A 23,306-nucleotide genomic window follows, 5' to 3' on the forward strand; every position below is an offset into this window, starting at 1 on the left:
GGTGAACGACGTTCACCCGGACGATGAACCGTTCACGGAAACGGCTGCTCAGAAGGGATCTTGTACCCGCCCGGCGGGTCCCTTCGGTCCGTACCGGCCGCTCCCCGCGGGCATCATGGTGGACGTGCCACCTCACAAGCCCGACGCCGCCAAGGTACGCGCCGCCCTCGACGCCCAGCTGAGCGCTCTCGACGAGCCGCCCTACGACGGTCCCGGAGGGCTCGCCGCCCTGCTGGGAGCCTGCGTGAGCGTGGTGTCGCGGGCCTTCGAGCGGCAGGTCCGGCCCGAACGGGAGATCACCCGCTTCGCCGTACGCCACCTGCTGGACGAGCTGGCGACGGCCGCCCCCGGCCGGACCGTCGAGGTCCGGGTCCCGCCCTACGCGGCGGTGCAGTGCGTGGAGGGGCCCCGGCACACCCGCGGCACCCCGCCCAACGTGGTGGAGACCGACGCGCGTACCTGGCTGGACCTCGCCACCGGCCGCATGACCTGGGCGGAGGCGATGGCGACCGGCAGGGTGGCGGCCAGCGGGGCCCGTGCCGACCTGTCGGACCACCTCCCGCTGCGCTGACCGTCCCGCCGCGCCGGCGCCGTGCCCCCACGGGCGTGCCCGCGCGGGCGGACCGGCGTGGCGCGGGCCGCGGGACCGGGCAGGGCCGCGGCGGGACAGGACCCCGGCGGGGCCGCCCCGGATGGGCGGGCGGCCCCGCCGGGGGTCACGGCGCGGGTCGCACCTGGACGCCGAACCGTTCCTCGATGCAGCGCTGCTGGAGCTCCTGGGGCAGGTTCACGCAGTCGCCGACCTTGTTGTAGAGCCAGCCCACCAGGACCGCGGCGAGCACCAGGGTGAGGATGCTCAGCACGATGCCCACCCAGGCCCGGCCGGGGTTGGACCGCTTGACCAGCGCGACGATGCCGAGGATCAGGCCGACGACCGCCACCAGCACGCCCAGGCCGCAGACGACCAGCAGCAGCAGGGACACGATCCCCAGGACGAGAGCGGCGGTGCCGAGCCCCCCGCCCGGCCTGCGCCGGTCCCCGGGATGCTCCGGATAGGGCTGGCCCGGGTAGCCGGGCGCCGACGGGTACGCCGCGCCGCCCTGGGCCTGCGGGTAGGGGCCGGCCCCCGAGGGCGCCTGCGCACCGGGCTGGGCGTAGGACTGTCCGGCCTGATGTCCCTGCTGCCCGCCGTAGCCGGGCTGCCCCGCGTATCCCTGCTGTCCTTCATGTCCGGGTTGCTCGCCGTATCCGGGCTGCCCGCCGGGTCCGGTCTGTTCCCCCTGTCCCTGGTATCCCGGTTGCCCGCCGTAGCCGGGCCCGTCCGCCTGCCCGGGCTGCTCCCACCGGCCGGGCTGCTCGGGCTGGGACGAACCGGACGGCCCTGACGGCGTCGGCGGGTCGTACCGCGAGGGCGTGGTGGGGGCGACGGGCGCCCCCGAAGTGCCGGGCGCGCCCGGGGTCTCCGAGGTGCCCTCCCAGCCCGGGTAGGCGGGCGGCGTGCCGCCCGGGACCGGGCGGGAGGACTCCCCGTAGGCGTCGTCCTGGGAGGGGGGCGGCGAGGTGGGCGGGTCGTCGGGGCCGAAGGCGCTCGACCCGCCGGGAGCGGAACTCCCGCGGCCGGCACCCCCGGCGTCCCCGGCACCTCCGGGGTCTCCGGCGTTCCCGGGACCGGAAGCGGCTCCGCCGGAGGGCTCCTCCGCACCGGCCCCTTCCTGGTCGGGACGCCGCTCACGGGGCTCGCGCCGCGGATCGGGCTGGTTCGGTTCCACAGGTGTTGTCACGTCTCTTCTCCCGACGCTCGGACATGGCCGGATACCCCAGAATCCCCCTCTCCTTCCCCGTGAAACAGGCTGACACGGCAAAACGCCGATGACCCTTCGGTCAGGGTGCGGCATGTCGCGGAACGGACCCGGGGGTGCGAGCAGGGAGGAAGCCGACCTAGAATGAAGCATGTGCTGAAGGGCGACGGCCATCTGAGCCATGACCTTGACCCCCACGACCTGCCTCCGAAGGACGCATGTGGCGTCTTCGGCGTCTGGGCCCCTGGGGAAGAAGTCTCCAAACTCACCTACTACGGGCTGTACGCGTTGCAGCACCGCGGCCAGGAGTCCGCGGGCATCGCGGTCAGTGAAGGCAGCAGAATCCTCGTCTACAAGGACATGGGCCTGGTGGCCCAGGTCTTCGACGAGTCCGTGCTCGGAACCCTCCGCGGCCACCTGGCGATCGGCCACTGCCGCTACTCGACCACCGGGTCCAGTGTCTGGGAGAACGCGCAGCCCACGCTGAGCTCGACCGACGGCGGCGGGCTCGCGCTCGCCCACAACGGCAACCTGATCAACACCCCGGAGCTGGCCCGGCGCCTGGCACCGGGCTCCACCCGGGCGACCACCGACACCGAGGTGCTGGCGGCGCTGCTGGCCCAGGACCGCGGCCGGTCCGTCGACGACGCGGCCGCGCAGCTCCTCCCGCAGGTCAGGGGTGCCTACTCGCTCGTCTTCATGGACGAGAAGACGCTGTACGCGGCCCGCGACCCGCAGGGCGTGCGCCCGCTGGTCCTCGGGCGCCTGGAGCGCGGCTGGGCCGTCGCCTCCGAGACCGCGGCCCTGGACATCGTGGGCGCCACGTTCGTCCGCGAGATCGAGCCGGGCGAGCTGATCACCATCGACGAGCGCGGGGTGCGCTCGCGCAGGTTCGCCCTGTCCGAGCCCAAGGGCTGCCTGTTCGAGTACGTCTACCTGGCCCGCCCGGACACCACGATCGCCGGGCGCGGCGTGCAGACCACCCGCGTCGAGGTCGGCCGGGTGCTGGCCCGCGAGCACCCGGTCGAGGCCGACCTGGTCATCCCCACGCCCGAGTCGGGCACCCCCGCCGCCGTCGGCTACGCCGAGGAGAGCGGGATCCCGTACGGCCAGGGGCTCGTCAAGAACTCCTACGTGGGCCGGACCTTCATCCAGCCGTCCCAGACGATCCGCCAGCTGGGCATCCGCCTGAAGCTCAACCCGCTGAGGGAGGTCGTCGCGGGCAAGCGCCTGGTGGTCGTGGACGACTCCATCGTGCGGGGCAACACGCAGCGGGCGATCGTCAAGATGCTCCGCGAGGCGGGCGCCGTCGAGGTCCACGTCCGGATCTCCTCCCCGCCGGTCAGCTGGCCCTGCTTCTACGGCATCGACTTCGCCACCCGGGCCGAGCTGATCGCCGGCTCGCTCGGCGTGGAGGAGATCCGCGCCTCGCTGGGCGCCGACTCGCTGGGCTACATCTCCCTGGAGGGCCTGACCGCGGCCACCACGATCCCGGCCGACCGGCTCTGCCGTGCCTGCTTCGACGGGAACTACCCGATCCCCATCGACCAGGACAACGTGGGCAAGTTCGTGCTGGAGGCCAAGCTGTGAGCCGCGCCCGGGCCCGGACGGGCCGGGCCGCCCGTCCGAGGAGAGACGCCCGATGACCAGTTACGCGACCGCCGGGGTGGACATCGAGGCGGGCGAGCGCGCCGTCGAGCTGATGAAGGCGAAGGTCGCGCGGTCGCGCCGGCCCGAGGTGGTGGACGACCCCAGCGGCTTCGCCGGTCTCTTCGACGCCTCGGCCCTGCTGTCGTACCGGCGCCCGCTGCTGACCAGCTCCACCGACGGCGTCGGCACCAAGGTCATGCTGGCCCAGCGGCTGGACAAGCACGACACGATCGGGATCGACCTGGTCGGCATGGTCGTCGACGACCTGGTGGTCTGCGGCGCCGAGCCGCTCTTCATGACCGACTACATCGCCTGCGGCAAGGTGGTGCCCGAGCGGATCGCCGAGATCGTCGGCGGTGTCGCCGAGGGCTGCCGGCTGGCCGGCTGCGCGCTGATCGGCGGCGAGACGGCCGAGCACCCCGGTGCCATGGGCGCAGACGAGTACGACCTCGCCGGGGCCGCCACCGGCGTGGTGGAGGCCGACGCGATGCTCGGCGGGCACAGGGTCCGCGAGGGCGACGTGGTCCTGGCCCTGGCCTCCTCGGGCGTGCACTCCAACGGCTACTCGCTGGTCCGGCACATCATCGCGACCGCCGGCCTCTCGCTGGAGGCCGAGGTGCCCGAGCTGGGCAGGACGCTGGGCGAGGAGCTGCTGGAGCCGACCAGGATCTACTCGCTCGACTGCCTGGAGCTGGCCCGCACGGTCGAGGTGCACGCGTACGCGCACATCACCGGCGGCGGCCTGGCGGGCAACCTGTCCCGTTCGCTGCCGTCCGGGCTGGACGCGGTCCTGGACCGCTCGTCCTGGACGCCCCCGGCCGTCTTCGAGGTGCTCGCCGGGCACGGCGGGGTGGGCCGGGACGACATGGACCGGACGTTCAACCTGGGAGTGGGCATGGCGGCGATCGTCCCCGCGGAGGCCGTGGACGCGGCCCTGGCGCTGCTGGGCGAGCGGAACCTGCCGGCCTGGGTGCTGGGCGAGGTCGTGCCGGGCACCGGCCGGGCGCGCTTCAGCTGATCGTTTCAGCCGGTCCCGGAGCACTCCCGGAGCGGTGATCCGGAAGCCTCCGGGCCCGGGTACGGCGAAAGGCGCTCCGGGTCACCCGGAGCGCCTCATGTCACCGATCACGGACCGCCGGACGAGAAGAACACCCGGCGGCCGTTCACCGCCGGGTGTCCCCGCACCACGTTGATCTGAAAGCCGCCTAACGGCGGCCGGAGGGCCCGTCGTCGCGGTCGTCACCGGCGCCGAAGTCCTCGGCGTAGTCGGCGTACCGCTCCGCCAGCTCGTCGTAGGCGTCGTTGGAGTCGTCGTCGTGGTTGGAGTCGTCTCTGACTCCGAGCTCGTCGCGAAGACGCTCAAGATCAGTGCCACCGCTGTTGTACTTCAGCTGGCGAGCAACCTTGACCTGCTTGGCCTTTGCTCGGCCGCGCCCCATTGGCTCGACCCCCTCGTGTGGGGTCGTGCCCGACCCCTCGTCGCTAACGCACCACGCGCTGACGCACCTGACTTGAGCGTCAGCTCTCGTTCGCCTACAACCGTACCCGTTTTACGCCCGGCTCGGTACGCCGTATGGGCGTGTGGGGCTAGTGGCCTAGCCAAATGCCCCTGATTCGCCCGACTTCCGACATTCTGCGCTCGGCTAGCCTATCGGCTGCGACGGCCGGAGGTACGCCATCCTCCGCCGCACTGGAGAAGATCTTGAGAGTCGTGTCGTGGATCTGGGTGGCCTTTGCCCGCGCCCGGTCCATGTTGAATCCCTCGATCTCGTCGGCGACCTGGATGACCCCGCCGGCGTTGACCACGTAGTCGGGCGCGTAGAGGATCCCGCGGTCGGCGAGCTGCTTCTCCACGCCGGGGTGGGCGAGCTGGTTGTTGGCCCCGCCGCAGACCACCGTGGCGCTCAGCCGGGCCACGGTGTCGTCGTCCAGCGCCCCGCCGAGGGCGCACGGCGCGTAGACGTCGAGGGCCGACGCCGTCAGTTCCAGCCGGTCGGCGACCACCTGCACCTGCGGGTGGAGCCCGACGAGCCGCTCCACGGCCCGCTCGCTCACGTCGCAGACCACGACCTCGGCCCCGTCCTCGACCAGGTGGCCGACCAGGCGGTGGCCCACCTTGCCCACCCCCTCCACGCCGACCCTCCGGCCGCGCAGCGACGCGGTGCCCCAGGAGTGCTCGGCGGCGGCGCGCATGCCCTGGAACACGCCGTAGGCGGTCAGGATCGACGAGTCGCCCGCCCCGCCGTGGGCCAGCGTGCGGCCGGTCACGTAGGAGCTCTCGCGGGCCACGACGTCCATGTCCTCGCTGTAGGTGCCGACGTCGCAGGCGGTGAAGTAGCGGCCCCCCAGCGACTGGACGAAGCGGCCGTAGGCCCGCAGCAGCGCCTCGCTCTTGTCCTTCGACGGATCCCCGATGATCACGGCCTTGCCGCCGCCGAGGTCGAGCCCGGCGAGGGCGTTCTTGTAGGCCATCGCCCGCGAGAGGTTGAGCACGTCCGCCAGCGCGGCCTGCTCGCTCTCGTACGGGTAGAACCTGGTGCCGCCCAGGGCCGGGCCGAGGGCGGTGTTGTGGATGGCGATGATCGCGCGCAGGCCGCTGCGCTCATCGGAGCAGAAGACGACCTGCTCGTGTCTGGTCTGGCCGGTTACCGAGCCCGCGTCCTTGTGGGACAGCCCGAAGACGTCGGTCACTGTGGTGACTCCCAGTCGTTCGTTACCACCGCACCGTCGCGGCGGAGATCACCTTCAGCGTAACCACCCTCCGGCCTGGGGACGATTCCCGCACCGGCTCGTCTCAGTGTCCGAGACGGCACCCGCCCGAGGCCCCCGGCTACGGACAACGACCCGCGCTTCGTGACACGATGCGGTCGTGCTGCCCTACGCCGCTTACCTCCGCGTCTACGAACCGCTGGCCGCGTTCGCCCCGGCGGAGCGCGCCTCCTGGGCCGCCTACGCCGAGGCGACCGACCGGCCGCGCCGGGCCGGCGCCCTGCACGCCGAGCACGGCGAGGCGGTGCGCCGCCTCCTCGGGGTGCCCCCGGCACCGGCGCCCGCCCAGGAGAGCCCCAACGCCTATCTGAGGCGCGTGGAGGACGTCCTGTACGTCTGCCCCTGGCAGAGCAGGCTGCGGTCCTGGCTGGCCTTCTCGCGCTTCCGCGGCGCGACCCCGCCCAAGCTGATGGAGCGGTTCGTCCCGGCCGCGGTGGCCGCGCAGACGGCCGACGACTTCGACCGGTTCAAGCGCCGCACCGACTCGGCCGCGCTGCGCACCCACATCCGCGGCTCCACCTGGCACGTTCCGACCTCGTGGTTCGTCCCCTTCGACGGCAACGAGCGCTGGCTGGTCATCGACGGGCCCGGGGACCAGGGCCAGGAGGGCACCACCACCACGCGCAACCTGATCTACGTCACGTCCATGGCCCACGCCCGGCGCCGCAGCGCCCGCGCCCTGCAGATCATCAGGAGGCAGGTGGGGGAGGTCCCGGTCACCGGCGAGGTGGAGGACGTGGCGCGCTGGCTGGAGGAGTTCCACCCCCACTCGCTGGTCGAGCTCGACTACGGGGGCATCGTCAACCTGATGGACGACGAGACGCTCCAGGCCGACGAGTCGGTGGCCGAGCTCGCCGCGGCGCTGACGGGTCTGGAAAAAGGCGAGGAAGAACTGGCGTTCGCCATGTATCAGCGCGTCATTCTCCGCTGGAGATCAATACAACTTCTCGAATCAGCAAACTGAGTCGCAAATCCACCCTTCGACCTGCGTAAGTAGATCCGTCGATGACCGGGGATGCACCTACGAACTGAGTAGTTTGCCGTTTTCACTGCGATACCACGAAACGTGTCGCTAGAATCACCGAGCGTGACCACAACAGGTGTACAAGAGAGATGAGTCGCTCAAAGACTCGCCAATCGCTCTACGTGGCTGTATGGTCACATCGGGTGATGCCGCATATGGCCCAAACAGCCGCACGCATGGGCCATAGGCGGACATCCGTGACAAGCGTCAAGTCGCAGGATCGCTGTCGCCGGTCCACATGGAGGAGAGGCCGCACAAATGTCAGCTCGTACACCCGAGGCAGAGCCGCTGCTCACCCCGGCGGAGGTCGCAACCATGTTCCGGGTCGATCCCAAGACCGTGACCCGGTGGGCGAAGGCGGGCAAGTTGACGTCCATCCGCACCCTGGGTGGGCACCGCCGGTACCGGGAGACCGAGGTTCGCGCGCTGCTGGCGGGGATTCCGCAACAGCGCTCAGAGTAAGACGGGGGCCGTTACCGACCTAGGGGGATTGGTGCGCGCTCACCACGTGAGCGCGCAGGCCACAGATTCGTGGGGAGCGGCGCCGCCCGCCCGGCGCCGCCCCGGCACGCGTTCCGCGAAGAACACGCGCTCACGCCCGACGGTCCTCGCACCGTGACGGGCACGCGTCCCACGGGGGGACGGGCCGACGCGAGCGGGACGGGAGCGGGACCGCGGCGAGGCCGCGGGGCAGGACCGGACGGGACACGTCCGGGACGGGACCGGAGAGCGGCCGCGAGGGACCGGGGAGCGGCCGCGCGTGCCGGGGATCAGCCGGATCCGGCCGGCCGGTCCGTTTCCAGATCGGCCAGCAGCCGGGCGACCCGGGCGTCGTGCCGTGCCGCCGCCCCGAGCAGCGCCACCATCTGGTCGATCAGCAGACGCTCCAGCTCGGGCCGCTCGACGTCGCGGTGCTCCAGCCAGTCCAGGCCCGCGGTCTCGACCGAGGCGATCCACGAGCGCAGCGTGATGCGCAGCACCGGCCCCGGCTCTTCGACCCGCATCTGCTTCATGATCAGACGGAACAGCCGCTGCCGGACGGAGTCGACGATCTCGCCGATCTCGCCGCTGCGGTTGGCGGGGCCGCCCCTGAGCAGCGCGGCGAACCCCGCGGCGTGCTCCTCGACGAAGTCGAAGTAACGGGTCAGGCCCCCCGTCATCTCCTCCAGCGGGCGCCCGTCCTGGTGCGGCCGCAGCCGCGCCTCCAGCTGGGCCGCGGCGCTCTTGAGGGCGGCGACGTACAGCTCCTGCTTGCCGCCGAAGTAGTGGTAGACCAGGGCCCGTGACGCGCCCGCCGCGGAGGCCACGTCGTCGATCGACACGTCCTCGGCGTCATGCCGGCTGAACAGCTCCAGGGCCGCCATCATGAGCTCCTCACGACGCCGGTCCACGCTGAGCCTGCGCCGTGCCGGTCGCGCGCCGCCCGCCGCAGGTCTCGCCTGCTCGGCGGCTCCGGATGTCGAACCCACACCGTGCACACTAGCGGAGCCGACACGCGCGACGGCGGGGTCAAGATCGGAGTTCCCTCGCGCCGAGGCCGTACCCCATTAGGAACTCGATCGTTTTGAGTGACAGGTGCCCATCCACCATCCCGGGGGAGAGCCATGTCAGGACCGCCGGTCAACACCACCGTCACCCGAGCCCGCGAGTTCACCGCGCCCGTCTTGTCCGACGGGGGCGGGGGACCACGCCCCAGACCCACGATCCGCAACGTGGCAGAACGAGCCGGTGTCTCCAAATCACTGGTCTCGCTCGTGCTGCGCGGTTCGCCGCACGTCAGCGAGCACCGCCGCCAGGCCGTGCTCCAGGCCGCCAGAGACCTCGGCTACCGGCCCAACGCGGTCGCGCGCAGCCTGGTCGAGGGCCGTACCCACCTGGTCGGGGCGCTCGTCGCCGACCTGCACAACCCCTTCTACGCCGAGTTCCTGGACGGCCTGCAGGAGAGCCTGCACGGCGACGGGCTGAGGCTCCTCATCGGCAACAGCCAGTGGGACCCCGCCTTCGAGGACGAGGCGGTCGAGGCCTTCCTCGAACTGCGCGTCGACGGGCTCGTCCTGCTCGGCATCGCGCCCACCAGCGGCACGCTCGTCGAGGCCACCGGCTACACGCCCACGGTCGTGGTGGGCGAGCGCGACATCGACCTCGGCGGCGTGGACATCGTCGTCGACGACGACCAGCTCGGTGCCCGCCTGGCCGTCGACCACCTGGTGGAGCTCGGCCACCGCAGGATCGCCCACATCGAGGCGACCGGCATCTCCTGCGGGCGTTTCCGCTGCGAGGGCTACCTGGTCGCGATGCGCAGGCACTCCCTGGCCCCGTACATCATGGTCGAGGAGGGCGAGCCCAGCGAGGAGGGCGGCGCGCGCGCGGCGCACAGCCTGCTCACCCGCGACCCCCGGCCCACAGCGATCTTCGCCGCCAACGACCTGGTGGCCATGGGCGTCCTGTCCGCCGCCGCCGAGCTGGGCCTGCGCGTCCCCGAGGACCTGTCCGTGGTCGGGTACGACAACATCCGCCGCGCCGGGACCCAGCCGGTCGCGCTGACCACCGTGGACCAGCCACGCCGTGCCATGGGGCGTTCCGCCGCCGCCCTGCTGCACGACCGGATCGGCGACCCCGGCAAGGCCTCGCGCCTGCGGCAGGTCGCCCCCGAACTGGTCGTACGGCGCAGCACGAGCCCCACCCCGGGGTAAACGGCCTGCCTGGAGCGTTACAGGACGCCCAGGCAGGCTCCATGACCTCCCCAAATCCAGGTCAACATCCCGGACCACGGCGCGCCGCCGGTGTTGACTCCGAGCGAGACGAGGGGGGTAACAATGCGTGATCCGGAACTGGTGTCATGCGCCCAGCGGGCGGCCGCCGAACTCGAACGGGCGTGGGCCCACTGGCGGGCCACCCGGGGCCGCGGCGGGGACGCGGGGGTCGAGTCCGTGGCCAGCTACGTGGCCCATTCGATCGACCACCCATGGGGGCGTCCCCGCGTGGTCCTCGGCCTGGACGCCGAGGACGCCAGGGAGCTGGCCTCGCTCCTGCAGAAGCAGGAGGTCGGCGAGCACGCCTGGTGACGGACGGAAGGGGCCATATCGCGACAACGGCTGAGCCACGCCGCCAAGCCACGTAAGTTGGGTGGTCGACGACCTATCTTGGGGGCGATGAGCGTGACCGGCAGAGCACTCGCGACGACCCTTGTCCTGTGCGGCCTGGGCGCGGCCGCCTGCGGCGGCACCGGCGGCACGGACCTCGCGCGGGAACGCGGACCGGTCCCGGCGGCCGACGCGGGCTCCGGCCCGGCGACCGGGACCTCCCCCGCGGACGGTGCGGACGCCCCGGCGGGCGACGGCGCGGCGGACGGCACGGACGGCCCCGCGACCGGCGCGGCGAACGATCCCGCGGTGAGCCCGGCGAGCCGGACCGCCGGTTCCAGGCCGCTCACCGGCAAGGTCGTGGTCGTCGATCCCGGGCACAACGGGCAGAACTACCGTCATCCCGCGGAGATCAACAAGAAGGTCAACGTGCTGACCCAGTGGAAGGCGTGCGACACCACGGGCACCGCCACCGCGAACGGCTACAGCGAGGCGGCCTTCACCTGGGACGTCTCCCAGCGCCTGACGGCGATCCTCAAAAGCCGCGGCGCGACGGTCAAGCTGACCCGCGCGAACAACTCCGGCGTCGGCCCGTGCATCACCCAGCGGGCCGCGATCGGCAACCGGGCCAAGGCGGACGCGGCGATCTCCGTCCACGCCGACGGGTCGAGCACCGCGAACCACGGCTTCCACGTGATCATGCCGAGGAAGATCGGCGGGCCGGTGGACCCGGTGGTCGGGGCCTCCAAGCGGCTCGGCCTGAGCGTGCGGGACGCCTTCCGGCGCGGAACCGGCCTGGCGTACTCGACCTACATCGGCCGGCAGGCGCTGGACTACCGCAACGACCTCGGCGGCCTGAACCTCTCCACGGTGCCCAAGATCTTCATCGAGTGCGGCAACATGAAGAACCCCGCCGAGGCCGCCAAGTTCCAGCGGGCGGCGTTCCGGCAGCGGGTCGCGCTCTCCCTGGCGGACGGGCTCCAGGCGTACCTGAGGTAGCGGCTCACCCGCGCTCGCGCGGGACGGCTCGCGCGCTCCGGGCCGCCCGCCGGTCCGCCCGGAGCGGAAGCCGGGACCGCTCGCCGGGACGACCGTCGCGGACGAGCGGGCCGTGGGGCCGCCGATGCCGGTGGGGCGGGCCGGGAATGGCGGGGCGCGGAGTGACTTGACATGATCTGACCATGACCGATCTCCTGCCGCTCCCCTCTGCCGTCACGGCCGCCGACGGCCGCGTGGACCTTCCCTTCGGGCTCACGGTGTCCGGTCCCGCCGAACCGGTCGCCGCGCTCCGGACCGCGCTGGCGGTGCTCGACCCGGTTCCCGGCGAGGCGGGGACGATCACGGTGGAGACGGACCCGGCGCTCGGGCGTGAGGCGTACACGATGGAGGTGGCGGCCGGCAGGGTGCGGATCACGGCCGGGGACCGGGCGGGGGCCTTCTACGCGGGGCAGACGCTGCGGCAGCTGCTCCCCGACGCGGCGTTCCGCGCGGCGACCGGCACCTCCGGCGGCCCCGGTGGCGCGAAAGGCCCTGGGGGCCCTGGGGGTGCGGTCTGGAGCGTGCCGGCGTGCCGGGTGCGGGACGCGCCCCGGTTCTCCTGGCGGGGGGCGCACCTGGACGTGGCGCGGCACTTCCTGCCCCGGCGCGAGGTGCTCAGGATGATCGACCTCATGGCGGCGCACAAGCTGAACCGCCTGCACCTGCACCTGGTCGACGACCAGGGCTGGCGGGTGGAGAGCAGGGCGCACCCGCGGCTGCACGAGGTGGGCTCGCACCGGCCGCGCACGGTCGTGGGTCACCACCGGGAGCAGCCCGCCTTCGACGACGTCCCGCACGGCGGGTACTACACGCTGGACGACCTGGCCGAGATCGGCGCCTACGCGCGGGCGCGGGCCGTGACGGTGGTTCCCGAGATCGACGTACCGGGGCACGCCTCGGCGATCCTCGCGGCCTACCCCGGGCTGGACGCCCGCGCCACCGGCGGGCGCCGCCCCGAGCCCCACCGGGTGCTGGAGCGCTGGGGCATCTCCCCCGCGATCCTGTCCCCCCTGCCGGAGACCGTCGCCTTCCTGACCGACGTGTTCGACGAGATCCTCGGGGCGCTGGGCGAGACCCCGTACGTCCACGTCGGCGGGGACGAGTGCGTGCTCGACGACTGGGCCGCCTCCCCCGAGATCGTCGCCTTCCAGGCGGAGCTCGGGCTGGACAGCCCGGCCGAGCTGCACGCCTGGTTCCTGCGGCGGCTGGCGGACGTGCTGGCCGAGCGCGGAAGCCGGGCGGTGGTCTGGGACGAGGCGTTCGTCAGCGGCATGCTCAGGCCCGACACGATCGTGATGCCCTGGCGGGGGCCCGGCGTGGCCAGGCGTGCCGCCGCGGCCGGGCACGACGTGGTGCAGACCCCGGTGTTCCCGCTCTACTTCGACTACGCCGAGGAGTCCTCCGAGCGCGAGCCGATCGCCATCGGCGACGCGATCACCGTGGCGGACGTGGCCGCCTACCGGCCCGCCCCCGAGGAGTGGACCCCGGCCGAGCGCGAGCGCGTGCTCGGCGCGCAGTTCCAGCTCTGGAGCGAGCGGCTGCCCGACGCGCGCGCGGTGGACTACCGGGCCTGGCCCCGGGGGTGCGCGCTGGCCGAGGTGGCCTGGTCGGGGGGTGCCGGGGACGGTTTCGACTCCCGGCTCCGGGCCCACCTGGGCCGCCTCGACGCGCTCGGCGTGGAGTACCGGCCGCAGGACGGCCCGCGTCCCTGGCAGACCGGCGGGACCGGCCCCCGGCGCCACCGCCCGGGGGTCGTCCGCGTGGACGAGGCCATGAGGCACCTGGAGGAGATGACCCACGAGGCCGACTCCACCCGTCCCAGCGTCTGAGTCCCGGCCCGCCGCCCGTCACGTCCGCCCGCCCGTCACGCCCGTCACGCCCGTCACGCCCGTCACGTCCGTCCGGACGGACGGACGGGGTGGTCAGGCGGAGGCCACCTGGTAGCCGGCCTCCTCGATGGCGGCGCGGACGGCCGCGTCCTCGGGCGCGTCGCCCGAGACCTCGACCCGCCCGGTCTCCAGGTCGACCTCGACGCCGGTGACGCCGGGGACCTCGCCGACCTCCTCCTTGACCGAGCTCACGCAGTGGCCGCAGGTCATGCCGGTGACGGTGTACGTGGTCACGCTCATCGTTCCTCCAATGTCCCGAGATTACCCTCCCAGGGTATATGCCCGGCCGTGACGACGCTCGGGCGGATGGAGGCGATAGCCGGGAGGGACGGAGCGGGACGTTCCAGAGGTAGACCCGGCCGGAAAGGCCGATCAGACGCACGGATCGCGGGGGCCGGACCGGCCCCCGCGGAAGGGGACGTCAGGCCGCGGTGCGGCCGATGATCTCGCGCAGGTCGCTCACGCCCTGGCGGCGGAGCCTGCGGGCGAGCCCGCGGTGGATCCGGTACGCCCAGAGCGGCCCCTCGTAGATCAGGGCGCTGTAGCCCTGGACCAGGGTGGCCCCGGCGAGCAGGCGCTCCCAGACGTCGTCCGCGTCCTCGACCCCGCCGACGGAGACGAGCACCAGGCGGTCGCCCACCCGGGCGCGCAGCCTGCGCAGCACCTGCAGGGACCGCGCCTTCAGGGGGCGGCCGGACAGGCCGCCGCTCTCCCGTACGGCGTCACGGCCCGCGGCCCGCTCCGGGGCGGTCAGCGCCCCCCGGTCGACCGTGGTGTTGGTGGCGATGATGCCGTCGAGCCCGATCTCCAGCGCCAGGTCGGCGACCGCGTCCACGTCGGCGTCCGCCAGGTCCGGGGCGATCTTGACCAGCAGCGGGGTGCGCCTGGGGGTGGCGTCGGCCACCTTCTTCACCGCCCGCAGGAGCGGTTCCAGCAGCTCCACGGCCTGCAGGTCGCGCAATCCCGGCGTGTTGGGCGAGCTGACGTTGACGACCAGGTAGTCGGCCAGCGGGGCCAGGGCCGTCGCGCTGGCCACGTAGTCCTCGACGGCCCCGGACTCGGGGACGACCTTGGTCTTGCCGATGTTGACACCGACGACCGCCGGGACGCCCCGGGCCCTGCGCAACCGGCGGGCCGCGGCGCCCGCGCCGTCGTTGTTGAAGCCCATCCGGTTGATGATCGCCCGGTTGCCGGCGAGGCGGAACAGCCGGGGCCGGGCGTTGCCGGGCTGGGCGTGGGCGGTGATCGTGCCCACCTCGACGTGACCGAACCCGAGCGCGGACATGGCCTCCACGCAGCCGGCGTCCTTGTCGAAGCCCGCCGCCAGGCCGAACGGCCCGGGGAAGTGCACGCCGAAGGCCCGCACGCGCAGCGCGGGGTCGCGCGGCGCGAGGCGGCGGTGGACCAGCCGCCTGACCACGGGTGTCACGGAGAGGAGACGGAGCGCGCGGACCGTCAGACGGTGCACGTCCTCCGGGTCGAGGCGGCTGAGGACCTGCGAGAAGACGAATCGATACATCACCGATCAGGTTAGTGCCCCGGCGGGGTGCGGGTCGCGCCGGCCACCCCTCCCGGGTCCCCGATCACCAGGTGGGACGCGAAGCCGAGCAAGGTGAGCAGCCTCAGCACCGGCCTGGAGGGGCGCAGGACGACCATCTCCCGGCCCAGGCCGCGCAGGTGCTCGTCGGCGCCGAGCAGGGCCCTGGCGCCCGCGCAGTCGAGGAAGGACACGTGCGCCAGATCGAGCTCGACGGTCGCCGCGCCGATCCCGCCGGGCTCGCCGGACCCGCCGGGTCCGGTGAGCATCCGCCGCAGCTCCGCGCCCGCGGCCCGGTCGAGATCCCCGTAGACCGTGATCTCCACCCTGCCTCCGGGGACGTCGGGCGACGTGAGCAGGATCACCGCAGTTCGCCCGCTCCCTCTCCGAGCACCTCGGCCGCGAGGTCGGCGACGCGGCGCCGGCTGTCACGGGCCTGCTTGCGCAGGCCGGTGAACGCCTGGGTGGCGGTCAGGTCGTGCTTTCCCATCAGGTAACCGATCGCCCGCTCGATGATCACGCGGTAGTCGAGGGCGTACTGCAGCTGGTCGGCCAGGGCGCTCTTCTCCTCCGCGGCCATCACGGCGGTGAGCAGCTGCTCGATCACGTCGGCGTAGCCGTAGAGGGCCTGGACGTCCGACTCGTCCCACTCGTAGAAGGTGGACTGGTAGACGTTCAGCGTGCCCACCGGCTCACCGCCCAGCCGCACCGGCACCCCGGCCACCGCCCGCACCTCCGGGTGCAGCCGGTCGGCCAGCTTCGGCCAGCGCGGATCGACGTGCACGTCGCTGGAGGTTACCGCACAGTTCTCCTGGTACGCCGAGACACAGGGCCCCTGCCCGAGATGCAGTTGCGCGCCCTCAAGACTGCGGCCACGGTCGTCGGTGGCCACCAGGTAGCGCAGGGCCCTGCCCTCCTCGGCGAACATCAGCCCGGCACCCGCGTATCCGAACAGCGAGTTCACCACGTCCACGGCCCGCTCCAACTGATGGACTATGCCCGTGGCGGGCGAGGTCGTCTGGAGGCTCCTCAAGCTCGCGACCAGCGCTTCCGGATCAATATGAGTCATCTGCGGGGCGCCTTTCAGCGTCGAGCCGGTTACTTGACATGCACACTACGACTTCCCGAAAATGGGACTTTCATGGATCGCGGCCGGAAGGTCCCTGCCGGGGCCATCGGGCCGCCCGCCGATCCGCGTCCGCGCCAAGGCGGCTCGCGGCCGATCCGATCAGAGATATCCGGAGCGCCGATCGGCCACTCCCCCGCCCCTCGGAACACCGGAGCCGCTCAGGACGCCGGGGCCGCTCAGCACGCCGCAGGCGCCGAGGACGTCCGGAACGCCGACACCGGGGGCACGGCGCGTCACCGTGGGCGCGGCGCGAAGGCCCGCGAGGGCGCTCGACGCGCGCCGGGCGGGCTCGAAGAGGTCGAAGACCTGAGTCATGGGCGGGCTTCCTGCATGCCGAGGGAGCTCCGCGGACGCAGGGCGGAATGATCTGCGACCAGAGCCTAGTGCTGCCCGATGATTCCGGCCAAGCCGTTCCCCACCTTGCCTGAACGCCGCCGGTGAAGGACCCCGCGCGGGTGCCGGGCGACGGCCTCGCCGGGACGGGCCGCCCGCCGTCCGGCGTACCGTCCCGCGTACCGGAAGGATCGGGGAGATCGGGGGAGAGGTCCGGGCGGCGGTGTCCGATCGGGGCGAGGGTGTTCGTAGTACGGGTGAGCGGTCGCCCGCCGGGGGCGTTCCCGACGTACAGGAGACGATGCGAGATGCAGTACCTGATTTCCGTGATCACCGACACGGCCGGCCTCGCCACCCCGGAGGAGGACGCCGCGATCGACGTGTTCAACGACCGGCTCCGGGCCGAGGGTCACTGGGTCTTCGCCGGTGGTCTCGGCGGGCCCGACACGGCCACGGTGATCGACAACCGCGGCGAGGAGGCGTTGTTCAGCGACGGGCCCTTCGTGGAGTCGAAGGAGTTCCTGGTCGGCTTCTGGGTCGTCGAGGCCCCCGACCTCGACGTGGCGCTCAGGCTGGCGTCCGAGGGGTCGCGGGCCTGCAACCGGAAGGTCGAGGTGCGGCCGTTCCTGTGAGCGGGACCGACGTCCGGGACGCGATCACCCGGGCCCACCGCGAGCAGTGGGCCCGGGTGGTCGCCGCCCTGACCAGGCGTTTCGGCGACCTCGACATCGCCGAGGAGGCGGCGGCCGAGGCGTTCTCGGCCGCCGTCGAGCGGTGGCCTGCCGACGGCGTGCCTCCCAACCCCGGCGCCTGGCTGACCATGACCGCCAATCGCAAGGCCATCGACCGGGTCCGGCGCGAGAGCAGGCGTGGCGGCAAGCACGAGGAGGCCCGGATGCTGTACGACGACGCCCCGCCCGAGCCGCTCGGCGTCATCGACGACGAGCGGCTCCGGCTGATCTTCACCTGCTGTCACCCCGCGCTGGCGATGGAGGCCAGGGTGGCGCTGACGCTGCGCATGGTCGCCGGTCTGACCGTGGCCGAGATCGCCCGCGCCTTCCTGGTCCAGGAGAGCGCGATGGGCCGGCGGATCACCCGCGCCAAGGCCAAGATCAAGGTGGCCCGCATCCCCTACCGGGTGCCGTCCGAGCATGATCTTCCTGCGCGCGTGTCCGGGGTGCTGGCCGTCCTCTACCTCGTCTTCAACGAGGGCTACCTGGCGACCGGCCCCGGCAGCGACCCGGTGCGCCACGACCTGACCGCCGAGGCGATCCGGCTCACCCGCATGATCCGTGCCCTCATGCCGGCCGACGGTGAGGTGGCCGGGCTGCTGGCGCTGATGCTGCTCACCGAGGCCCGCCGGGAGGCCCGGGTCTCGGGCGGCGGCGAGCTGGTCGCCCTCGCCGAGCAGGACCGCGGAGCCTGGGACGCGGCGCTGATCGCCGAGGGCCACCGGCTGGTACGCGAGCGCCTGGCCGCCGCCGCCGACGGGACGCCCCCGGGCCGGTACCAGATCCTCGCGGCGATCAACGCCGTGCACACCTCAGCCCGTGACGTGCGCGACACCGACTGGTCGCAGATCGTCGCCCTCTACGACCGGCTCGTCCACCTGGACCACTCGCCGATCGTGGCGCTCAACCGGGCCATCGAGGTCGCCGAGCTCGACGGCCCGCAGGTGGCGCTGGCGGCCGTCGACCGTCTCGGGGACAGGCTGGCGGGCTACCACGCCTACCACGCGACGCGTGCCGACCTGCTGCGCCGGCTGGGCCACGGCGAGCGGTCGCGCGCGGCCTACGACAGGGCCGTCGAGCTGGCGGGCAACACCGCCGAGATCGCCTACCTGACGCGCCGCCGCGACCAGCTGGGGCGGCCGCCGTCCGGCGCCGGCCCGCGACCGGCCACGGACGACACGCCGCCCCCCGGACCCGGGGGTCACGGGCCTCGGCCGTGCTGACGGCCGCCGCGGAGGGGCGCATCCCGCCCGCCCGATCTCCCCGTCAACACATCGTTGAGCGTTCGGCAAACCGGGATCGACAGGGTGAGCGGTATGAGCACTCTGTCACGTTCAGTCCTGGTCCGGCGGCGCGAGCTGGCGCGCCTGGTCCTGCGCGACCTCGCCCGCACCGGTGACGTCATCCTCCCCGCCCGGTGGGAGGAGGAGATCGAGCGGGAGTTCGGCGGGACGGACGGCCTGCTGGCCGAGCTGAGCCGCCGGTGGTGGACGGCCCGCGCCGCGCGGCTCGACGTGCTCGCCGAGTGCTCGGGGCTCGCCGGGTGCTCGGGGCCCGCCGAGTGCGCAGGGCCCGCGGAGCTCGCGGAGCCCGCGGAGCTCGGTCCGGGCGGGGGCGGGCGGGTCCTGGACGACGCCGCGGCCCCGTCGTCGCACCTGGAGGCCGTGCTCGACGCGTACGCGGGTCACCCGGCGCTCACCGAGGCCGAGTGGCGCCACCACGAGGCGTCCGATCGGGCGATCCGGCGGGGTTCCCGGCGCCGGAAACCGTCCGTCACCTCCCGTACGGTGAATATTCACCGGGGAGCGGGTAGCCCTTGACGATGGTCAGATTCATCGAAGGTGGACCCTCATCGTCCCGCCGGGCAGACGATCACTCCGCTGACCTGCGACTGGGCGTACGGCTGACACTGGCCCTGGCGTCCGTGGCGATCCTCGCGGTGCCGTTCGTGGTCCTGCTCGTGCTCGTGCAGACCTCCTCCTCGCCGCTCAAGGACCTCGATGAGGGCGTGGCGCTGTCGTTGCACGCCCATGCCCTGGAGAATCCGGGATACACGACCTTCCTCGCCATCGGGACCGAGGTGTTCGGGCCCTGGACCTGGCGCGTGCTGGTGGTGCTGACCGCGGGCTGGCTCTGGTACCGCGGAGCGCCCCGGCTGGCGGCCTGGGCGGTCGCCACGATCACCTTCGGCGGCCTGCTGAACCTGGCGATCAAGGGGATCGTCGACCGCGCCCGGCCCGACCTGCCGCAGCCGGTGGCCTGGGCACCGGGTGCCTCCTTCCCGTCCGGTCACGCCATGGGCGCGGCGCTGGGCGCCTGCATCCTGGTGCTCATCGCGCTGCCCTTCCTGCGGACCCTGGCCGCCCGGCTCGCCCTGTGGGGCGCCGCGGTGGCGGTGATGGTGTTCGTCGCCTACACCCGGGTGGCGCTCGGCGTGCACTGGACCAGCGACGTCATCGCCGGGGTCGCGCTGGGCGTGGTGGTCGTGGTGGGGACGGCGGCCGGGTTCGAGGCCTGGCGCCGGGGAGAGGGCCGCAGGCCCGTCGAACCGCACATGGAAGGTGTCGAGCCTGACGCGTTCCGAGAGGACGGTTCGGGGTAGCTGGCGCGCCATGTCGAAAATGTCGGTGGACTTCAAAGGCGTGACACGCCTGATCCTGATGCCGCTGGTCGCCATGGCCGTCCTGACGATCGCCGTCGGCCTCCTCATCACCAAGGTCCTGCAGACGACGACTCTCATCGCCAACGACAGGGGAGTCAACGAGAAGCTGGCCGGTGACCGCACCGCGTACTGGAGCTCGATCACCGACACCCTGTCGGGGCTGTCCGACACACCGGTGATCATCGCGGGCACGGCGGTCCTTGTCGTCGTCTTCCGGCTGGTCTTCAAGCGCTGGAACGAGTCGATCTTCCTCGCGCTGGCGGTCTTCTCCCAGTCGGCGATCTTCCTGCTGGCGACCGTCTTCGCCCAGCGCAAGCGTCCCGCCGTCCAGCACCTGGACCCGGCTCCGCCCACCTCCAGCTTCCCCTCCGGGCACACCAGCGCCGCGGTCGCCTTCTACGCGGGCATCGCCCTGGTGCTGATCCTGCACACCCACCGGTTCAAGATTCTGAACGTGGTGTGGGTACTGGTCGGCCTGGGGATCCCGGTGGGCATCGCCTACTCGCGCATGTACCGCGGGATGCACCACCTCAGCGACGTGAGCTGGGGCTTCCTGCTCGGTCTGGTCTGCATCGCGGTGGCCGCCAACGCCCTGCTCCTCAAGCCGGTCATCTCCGAGCGGAAGGGGAGCCTGCTGCGAACCTAGCGCGGGACGGGGGGTTCCCCACCCGCCGGGGCGTTGCGCATGAGACCGTTGTGAAGCAGCGACACCAAGTCCTACATCTGTGACTTCGTGTGGCTCAATGATCGCTCTGTGCTACGAAGTAAGATAGAAACCCCGATAGGGAGATTCAACTCTCCCCTTCGGGGCACGAGCAGCCAGCCGGCCGGACCGTAGAGACGTTCGACGGCTACCCCAAGGAAGGAAGCCGGCCCATGGACCGCCAGTCCGTCGTCTGCCAGAAATGCACGGGTGTTCTTCTCGCCACCGACTCGCGCACCTACACCGCGCAGCGGGGGCGCCTGATCGTCTCCAACGGCTACTGCACCTGCCCGGCCGAGACCGAGGCGCCCGCCGAGCAGGCCCACCGCCATCAGCAGCCCCAGTCCGCCGACCAGGCGGCCCACCGGCAGCAGCAGCAGCACAGGCCCGTCGCCCAGCAGCAGCACGCGCAGCCCGCGGGGCAGAACTCGATGGTGATCGCCTAGGCGATTCTCTCGGGGAGGGCCCGTGGCGTCGGGGGCATCCGACGGCCCGGCCTTCCCAGGATCCGGCGGCGGACCGAGGCATCGTCTCCGCGCTCGCCGGGCCGTAGGGCGCCGCCCGCCGGACCCGCGCCGTCCGGCAGGCCCCGCGTTCGCCCGGCGGAGGTCAGGTCCGCCCGGCGGGCCCGCGGCGCCGTGACCCCGGTCGGACATCGGCCGCCGAGGCCCGGACCGGACACCAAGGTTCCGGACAGGCCTGTGCGGCGTGCACCAGGCGCCGAGGCTCCGGACCGGACAGCCGAGGCGCGGACCAGGTGTCAGCCGCTGAGGCCCCAGGCCAGGACCACCGACAGGCCACTGGTGGCCAGCAGGCCGACGAGCACCACGATGGCGATCAACCGACGATTCATACCCGGAAGCCTAGCCAGGCGCCCCGGGTGCTCGGGGCGCCCGTACACGTCATGACGCGTCCGACGTCGGCCACGCGGGCGGGGCGGGGTGTCCGCTCTCGGCGCGGATGATGTGGATGACCGCGTTGATGAGCGCCAGGTGGGTGAACGCCTGGGGGAAGTTGCCCAGATGGCGCCCGGTCACCGGGTCGATCTCCTCGGCGTACAGGCCGAGGGCGCTGGCGAAGGAGAGCACCCTCTCGCAGAGCCTGCGGGCGCGGACGTGCTCGCCGATCTCGGTCAGCGCCGAGACGAGCCAGAACGAGCAGATGGTGAAGGTCCCCTCCTCCCCGGTCAGTCCGTCGTCGGTCTCCTTGGTCTCGTAGCGCAGGACCAGCTCGTCGCGGGTCAGCTCGTCGGCGATGGCCAGGACGGTGGCGCGGACCCTCGGGTCGTCGGCCGGCAGGAAGCGCACCAGCGGGATGAGCAGCAGCGACGCGTCCAGGGCGTCGGTGTCGTAGTGCTGGCGGAACACCCCGCGCTCACTGACGCCGTACTCGCACACGTCGGCGTGGATCTCGTCGGCGACCACCTGCCAGCGCGCGGCCAGCTCGGGGTCCTCCCTCAGGCGGGCGAGCCGCGCACCCCTGTCCACCGCCACCCAGCACATGACCTTCGACGAGGTGAAGTGCTGAGGTTCGCCCCGTACCTCCCAGATGCCCCGGTCGGCCTCCCGCCAGTTGCGGATGGCCGACTCGACCTGCCGCTTCAGGATGGGCCAGATCCGCTCGTCCAGGCGGTCCCGCGAACGGGTGTGGATGTAGAAGGAGTCCAGGACGGCGCCCCAGACGTCGTTCTGGCGGTGCAGGTAGGCGGCGTTGCCGACCCGGACGGGCTTGGCGCCCTCGTACCCGTAGAGGTGGTCGAGGATCTCCTCGTCCAGCTTGGACTCGCCGTCGATGCCGTACATCACCTGGAGTTCCTGGTCCCGCTCCGCGACGTCGGCGATGAACCAGAAGAAGTCGTCGGCCTCCCAGTCGAAGCCCAGCGTGTACAGGCCCCACAGGGCGAAGGTGGAGTCCCTGATCCAGGTGTAGCGGTAGTCCCAGTTGCGGTCACCGTGCGGGGTCTCGGGCAGCGAGGTGGTCGCCGCCGCGATGAGCGCGCCCGTCGGGGCGAACGTCAGCCCCTTGAGGGTGAGGGCGCTGCGCTCCAGGTAGCTGCGCCACGGGTGGTCGGGGAAGTCGCCCCTGGCCAGCCAGTGCTGCCAGTGGTGCGCGGTCCACACCAGCCCGTCGTAGGCCTCCTTGAAGGTGTACGGGGGCTCGTGCGCGGTCCACGACAGCGCGCAGAAGCGCGAGTCCCCCTCCTTGAGCAGGGTGCGCGCCGTGGCACGCCCGCCCTCGAACCCCAGCCGCATGTCGGTGGTGAGCCGCAGCTCCAGGTCCTCGCCCTCCGCGGTCGCGATGCCCTGGTGGTACCCCCGCTCGCCGTACGACCAGACGGCGGGACGGCGGCCGTAGTCGAAGATCGGCTCACAGTCCAGGGTGATCTGCACCTCCCCGCTGACACAGCGGACCGTACGGAGCAGCACGTGGGAGGCGTCGTAGTCGGTCGGTGCCCTGCGGTGCGTGTGCGAGAGCTCGCTGTCGTGGTGCCAGGGCCCCATGAGGAGCAGGTCCCGCACGACGATCCAGCCGGTGGGCGTGCCCCAGCTGGTCTCAAGGATCATGGTGCCCGGAAGGTAGCGGCGCGCGGCCGGGACCCTCAGGTCGGCGGGACCGAGCCGGAAACCGCCCGCTCCCCGGTCCATGAGGGCACCGAAGACGCTCGGGGAGTCCATCCGCGGCAGGCAGAGCCACTCGACGTTCCCGCTCGGCGCGACCAGGGCCGTGACCTCGCAGTCGGACAGGAACGCGTAGTCGGCGATGGGTGGAAAGGGGGAGGAACCGGGGAGCACCCCCGCCGGTGGATCCGCTGTCATGCGCCCTTTCTACCCCGACTTCGTCCAAGAGCACGTCCGAGGCCCGGGAGGTCGTACCGAATCGCAGGACCTGCTCCGGGGCCGGGGGCACGGCCCGGTCGCCGGGTGCGTCGTGTCCGGCCTAGGCTTTCCGGATTGTCACC

The 23,306-nt window shown here is 72.4% G+C and carries 25 protein-coding genes; 15 read left to right on the forward strand and 10 right to left on the reverse strand.

Annotation, left to right across the window (positions count from 1 at the left end; all coding sequences use genetic code 11):
- Window positions 1-124: 124 nt before the first annotated feature.
- A complete protein-coding gene (locus ACIBCT_RS17295; protein WP_399189515.1) occupies window positions 125-571 on the forward strand; it encodes a sterol carrier family protein in 447 nt (148 codons plus the stop codon).
- A 145-nt stretch (window positions 572-716) separates the two neighbouring features.
- On the opposite strand, the gene ACIBCT_RS17300 is transcribed toward ACIBCT_RS17295, so the two are convergent.
- On the reverse strand, window positions 717-1,781 hold the full coding sequence (locus ACIBCT_RS17300) for a hypothetical protein (protein WP_399189517.1): 1,065 nt from the start codon (window positions 1,779-1,781) through the stop codon (window positions 717-719).
- 162 nt (window positions 1,782-1,943) lie between these two features.
- Between ACIBCT_RS17300 and purF the strand changes: the two genes are divergently transcribed.
- Window positions 1,944-3,389 carry an amidophosphoribosyltransferase gene (gene purF / locus ACIBCT_RS17305; RefSeq protein WP_399189519.1) on the forward strand — a complete coding sequence of 482 codons (1,446 nt, stop codon included), beginning with the start codon at window positions 1,944-1,946 and terminating at the stop codon, window positions 3,387-3,389.
- Window positions 3,390-3,441: 52 nt separating this feature from the next.
- Window positions 3,442-4,467, forward strand: coding sequence for a phosphoribosylformylglycinamidine cyclo-ligase (gene purM, locus ACIBCT_RS17310; protein WP_399189521.1), 1,026 nt, complete (start codon window positions 3,442-3,444; stop codon window positions 4,465-4,467).
- 187 nt (window positions 4,468-4,654) lie between these two features.
- Here the strand turns inward: purM and ACIBCT_RS17315 are convergent, their stop codons facing one another.
- Together ACIBCT_RS17315 and ACIBCT_RS17320 are read right to left on the reverse strand one after the other, a co-directional pair.
- Window positions 4,655-4,888 (reverse strand): DUF3073 domain-containing protein, encoded by a 234-nt coding sequence (locus ACIBCT_RS17315; protein WP_344899803.1) that lies wholly within the window; start codon window positions 4,886-4,888, stop codon window positions 4,655-4,657.
- Window positions 4,889-5,036: 148 nt separating this feature from the next.
- Window positions 5,037-6,140, reverse strand: a complete 1,104-nt coding sequence (locus tag ACIBCT_RS17320) for a Leu/Phe/Val dehydrogenase (protein WP_399189523.1) — start codon at window positions 6,138-6,140, stop codon at window positions 5,037-5,039.
- A gap of 178 nt (window positions 6,141-6,318) precedes the next feature.
- On the opposite strand from ACIBCT_RS17320, the gene ACIBCT_RS17325 reads away from it, so the two are divergent.
- Window positions 6,319-7,182, forward strand: a complete 864-nt coding sequence (locus ACIBCT_RS17325; RefSeq protein ID WP_399189526.1) for a hypothetical protein — start codon at window positions 6,319-6,321, stop codon at window positions 7,180-7,182.
- A 318-nt stretch (window positions 7,183-7,500) separates the two neighbouring features.
- Complete coding sequence (gene bldC, locus ACIBCT_RS17330; protein WP_013133571.1) at window positions 7,501-7,704, forward strand: developmental transcriptional regulator BldC; 204 nt, start codon at window positions 7,501-7,503, stop codon at window positions 7,702-7,704.
- A gap of 308 nt (window positions 7,705-8,012) precedes the next feature.
- Here bldC and ACIBCT_RS17335 read toward each other — a convergent pair whose 3' ends face one another.
- Window positions 8,013-8,711: a TetR/AcrR family transcriptional regulator gene (locus ACIBCT_RS17335; RefSeq protein ID WP_399189528.1), complete on the reverse strand. Its 699-nt coding sequence runs from the start codon at window positions 8,709-8,711 to the stop codon at window positions 8,013-8,015.
- Between the two features lie 135 nt (window positions 8,712-8,846).
- Here ACIBCT_RS17335 and ACIBCT_RS17340 point away from each other — a divergent pair, with 135 nt between their 5' ends.
- The 4 genes from ACIBCT_RS17340 (at window position 8,847) to ACIBCT_RS17355 (ending at window position 13,192) form a co-directional block, all read left to right on the forward strand.
- Window positions 8,847-9,935 (forward strand): LacI family DNA-binding transcriptional regulator, encoded by a 1,089-nt coding sequence (locus ACIBCT_RS17340; RefSeq protein WP_399189530.1) that lies wholly within the window; start codon window positions 8,847-8,849, stop codon window positions 9,933-9,935.
- 123 nt (window positions 9,936-10,058) lie between these two features.
- On the forward strand, window positions 10,059-10,307 hold the full coding sequence (locus ACIBCT_RS17345; RefSeq protein ID WP_344899812.1) for a hypothetical protein: 249 nt from the start codon (window positions 10,059-10,061) through the stop codon (window positions 10,305-10,307).
- Between the two features lie 87 nt (window positions 10,308-10,394).
- On the forward strand, window positions 10,395-11,324 hold the full coding sequence (locus ACIBCT_RS17350) for an N-acetylmuramoyl-L-alanine amidase (protein ID WP_399189532.1): 930 nt from the start codon (window positions 10,395-10,397) through the stop codon (window positions 11,322-11,324).
- 182 nt (window positions 11,325-11,506) lie between these two features.
- Window positions 11,507-13,192, forward strand: coding sequence for a beta-N-acetylhexosaminidase (locus ACIBCT_RS17355; RefSeq protein WP_399189534.1), 1,686 nt, complete (start codon window positions 11,507-11,509; stop codon window positions 13,190-13,192).
- Between the two features lie 93 nt (window positions 13,193-13,285).
- Here the strand turns inward: ACIBCT_RS17355 and ACIBCT_RS17360 are convergent, their stop codons facing one another.
- From ACIBCT_RS17360 to ACIBCT_RS17380, 5 genes are all read right to left on the reverse strand, one after another.
- On the reverse strand, window positions 13,286-13,492 hold the full coding sequence (locus ACIBCT_RS17360) for a heavy-metal-associated domain-containing protein (protein WP_399189537.1): 207 nt from the start codon (window positions 13,490-13,492) through the stop codon (window positions 13,286-13,288).
- Window positions 13,493-13,673: 181 nt separating this feature from the next.
- Window positions 13,674-14,771, reverse strand: coding sequence for a quinone-dependent dihydroorotate dehydrogenase (locus ACIBCT_RS17365; RefSeq protein WP_399189539.1), 1,098 nt, complete (start codon window positions 14,769-14,771; stop codon window positions 13,674-13,676).
- 11 nt (window positions 14,772-14,782) lie between these two features.
- Window positions 14,783-15,154, reverse strand: a complete 372-nt coding sequence (locus tag ACIBCT_RS17370; RefSeq protein ID WP_399189541.1) for an STAS domain-containing protein — start codon at window positions 15,152-15,154, stop codon at window positions 14,783-14,785.
- A complete protein-coding gene (locus tag ACIBCT_RS17375; RefSeq protein WP_399189543.1) occupies window positions 15,151-15,774 on the reverse strand; it encodes a GAF and ANTAR domain-containing protein in 624 nt (207 codons plus the stop codon). The genes ACIBCT_RS17370 and ACIBCT_RS17375 overlap by 4 nt, the downstream gene beginning before the upstream one ends.
- Window positions 15,775-16,017: 243 nt before the next feature.
- A complete protein-coding gene (locus ACIBCT_RS17380) occupies window positions 16,018-16,233 on the reverse strand; it encodes a hypothetical protein (RefSeq protein WP_399189545.1) in 216 nt (71 codons plus the stop codon).
- 326 nt (window positions 16,234-16,559) lie between these two features.
- Between ACIBCT_RS17380 and ACIBCT_RS17385 the strand changes: the two genes are divergently transcribed.
- The 6 genes from ACIBCT_RS17385 (at window position 16,560) to ACIBCT_RS17410 (ending at window position 20,793) form a co-directional block, all read left to right on the forward strand.
- Window positions 16,560-16,883 (forward strand): YciI family protein, encoded by a 324-nt coding sequence (locus ACIBCT_RS17385; RefSeq protein WP_399189547.1) that lies wholly within the window; start codon window positions 16,560-16,562, stop codon window positions 16,881-16,883.
- Entirely contained in the window at window positions 16,880-18,205 is a 1,326-nt protein-coding gene (locus ACIBCT_RS17390) for an RNA polymerase sigma factor (RefSeq protein ID WP_399189549.1), read from the forward strand. Before ACIBCT_RS17385 ends, ACIBCT_RS17390 begins: the two co-directional genes overlap by 4 nt.
- Window positions 18,206-18,298: 93 nt before the next feature.
- Window positions 18,299-18,802, forward strand: a complete 504-nt coding sequence (locus ACIBCT_RS17395) for a hypothetical protein (RefSeq protein WP_399189551.1) — start codon at window positions 18,299-18,301, stop codon at window positions 18,800-18,802.
- A 104-nt stretch (window positions 18,803-18,906) separates the two neighbouring features.
- Window positions 18,907-19,584: a phosphatase PAP2 family protein gene (locus ACIBCT_RS17400; protein WP_399189553.1), complete on the forward strand. Its 678-nt coding sequence runs from the start codon at window positions 18,907-18,909 to the stop codon at window positions 19,582-19,584.
- 40 nt (window positions 19,585-19,624) lie between these two features.
- Complete coding sequence (locus ACIBCT_RS17405; RefSeq protein ID WP_399189555.1) at window positions 19,625-20,290, forward strand: phosphatase PAP2 family protein; 666 nt, start codon at window positions 19,625-19,627, stop codon at window positions 20,288-20,290.
- Between the two features lie 230 nt (window positions 20,291-20,520).
- Window positions 20,521-20,793, forward strand: coding sequence for a hypothetical protein (locus tag ACIBCT_RS17410; RefSeq protein ID WP_399189557.1), 273 nt, complete (start codon window positions 20,521-20,523; stop codon window positions 20,791-20,793).
- A gap of 456 nt (window positions 20,794-21,249) precedes the next feature.
- Here ACIBCT_RS17410 and ACIBCT_RS17415 read toward each other — a convergent pair whose 3' ends face one another.
- Window positions 21,250-23,163 carry a glycoside hydrolase family 15 protein gene (locus ACIBCT_RS17415; RefSeq protein ID WP_399189559.1) on the reverse strand — a complete coding sequence of 638 codons (1,914 nt, stop codon included), beginning with the start codon at window positions 23,161-23,163 and terminating at the stop codon, window positions 21,250-21,252.
- Window positions 23,164-23,306: the final 143 nt, after the last annotated feature.

This window comes from Streptosporangium sp. NPDC050855 (genome assembly GCF_044456585.1).
In the GTDB taxonomy this organism is placed as follows: domain Bacteria; phylum Actinomycetota; class Actinomycetes; order Streptosporangiales; family Streptosporangiaceae; genus Streptosporangium; species Streptosporangium longisporum.

Excerpts from the sequence above, each read along its gene's own strand:
- purF (WP_399189519.1), top strand. The coding sequence starts at position 1,944 with ATGAAGCATGTGCTGAAGGGCGACGGCCATCTGAGCCATGACCTTGAC.
- purM (WP_399189521.1), top strand. The coding sequence starts at position 3,442 with ATGACCAGTTACGCGACCGCCGGGGTGGACATCGAGGCGGGCGAGCGC.
- ACIBCT_RS17315 (WP_344899803.1), bottom strand. The coding sequence starts at position 4,888 with ATGGGGCGCGGCCGAGCAAAGGCCAAGCAGGTCAAGGTTGCTCGCCAG.
- bldC (WP_013133571.1), top strand. The coding sequence starts at position 7,501 with ATGTCAGCTCGTACACCCGAGGCAGAGCCGCTGCTCACCCCGGCGGAG.
- ACIBCT_RS17340 (WP_399189530.1), top strand. The coding sequence starts at position 8,847 with ATGTCAGGACCGCCGGTCAACACCACCGTCACCCGAGCCCGCGAGTTC.
- ACIBCT_RS17345 (WP_344899812.1), top strand. The coding sequence starts at position 10,059 with ATGCGTGATCCGGAACTGGTGTCATGCGCCCAGCGGGCGGCCGCCGAA.
- ACIBCT_RS17350 (WP_399189532.1), top strand. The coding sequence starts at position 10,395 with ATGAGCGTGACCGGCAGAGCACTCGCGACGACCCTTGTCCTGTGCGGC.
- ACIBCT_RS17355 (WP_399189534.1), top strand. The coding sequence starts at position 11,507 with ATGACCGATCTCCTGCCGCTCCCCTCTGCCGTCACGGCCGCCGACGGC.
- ACIBCT_RS17360 (WP_399189537.1), bottom strand. The coding sequence starts at position 13,492 with ATGAGCGTGACCACGTACACCGTCACCGGCATGACCTGCGGCCACTGC.
- ACIBCT_RS17365 (WP_399189539.1), bottom strand. The coding sequence starts at position 14,771 with ATGTATCGATTCGTCTTCTCGCAGGTCCTCAGCCGCCTCGACCCGGAG.
- ACIBCT_RS17380 (WP_399189545.1), bottom strand. The coding sequence starts at position 16,233 with ATGACTCAGGTCTTCGACCTCTTCGAGCCCGCCCGGCGCGCGTCGAGC.
- ACIBCT_RS17385 (WP_399189547.1), top strand. The coding sequence starts at position 16,560 with ATGCAGTACCTGATTTCCGTGATCACCGACACGGCCGGCCTCGCCACC.
- ACIBCT_RS17395 (WP_399189551.1), top strand. The coding sequence starts at position 18,299 with ATGAGCACTCTGTCACGTTCAGTCCTGGTCCGGCGGCGCGAGCTGGCG.
- ACIBCT_RS17410 (WP_399189557.1), top strand. The coding sequence starts at position 20,521 with ATGGACCGCCAGTCCGTCGTCTGCCAGAAATGCACGGGTGTTCTTCTC.
- ACIBCT_RS17415 (WP_399189559.1), bottom strand. The coding sequence starts at position 23,163 with ATGACAGCGGATCCACCGGCGGGGGTGCTCCCCGGTTCCTCCCCCTTT.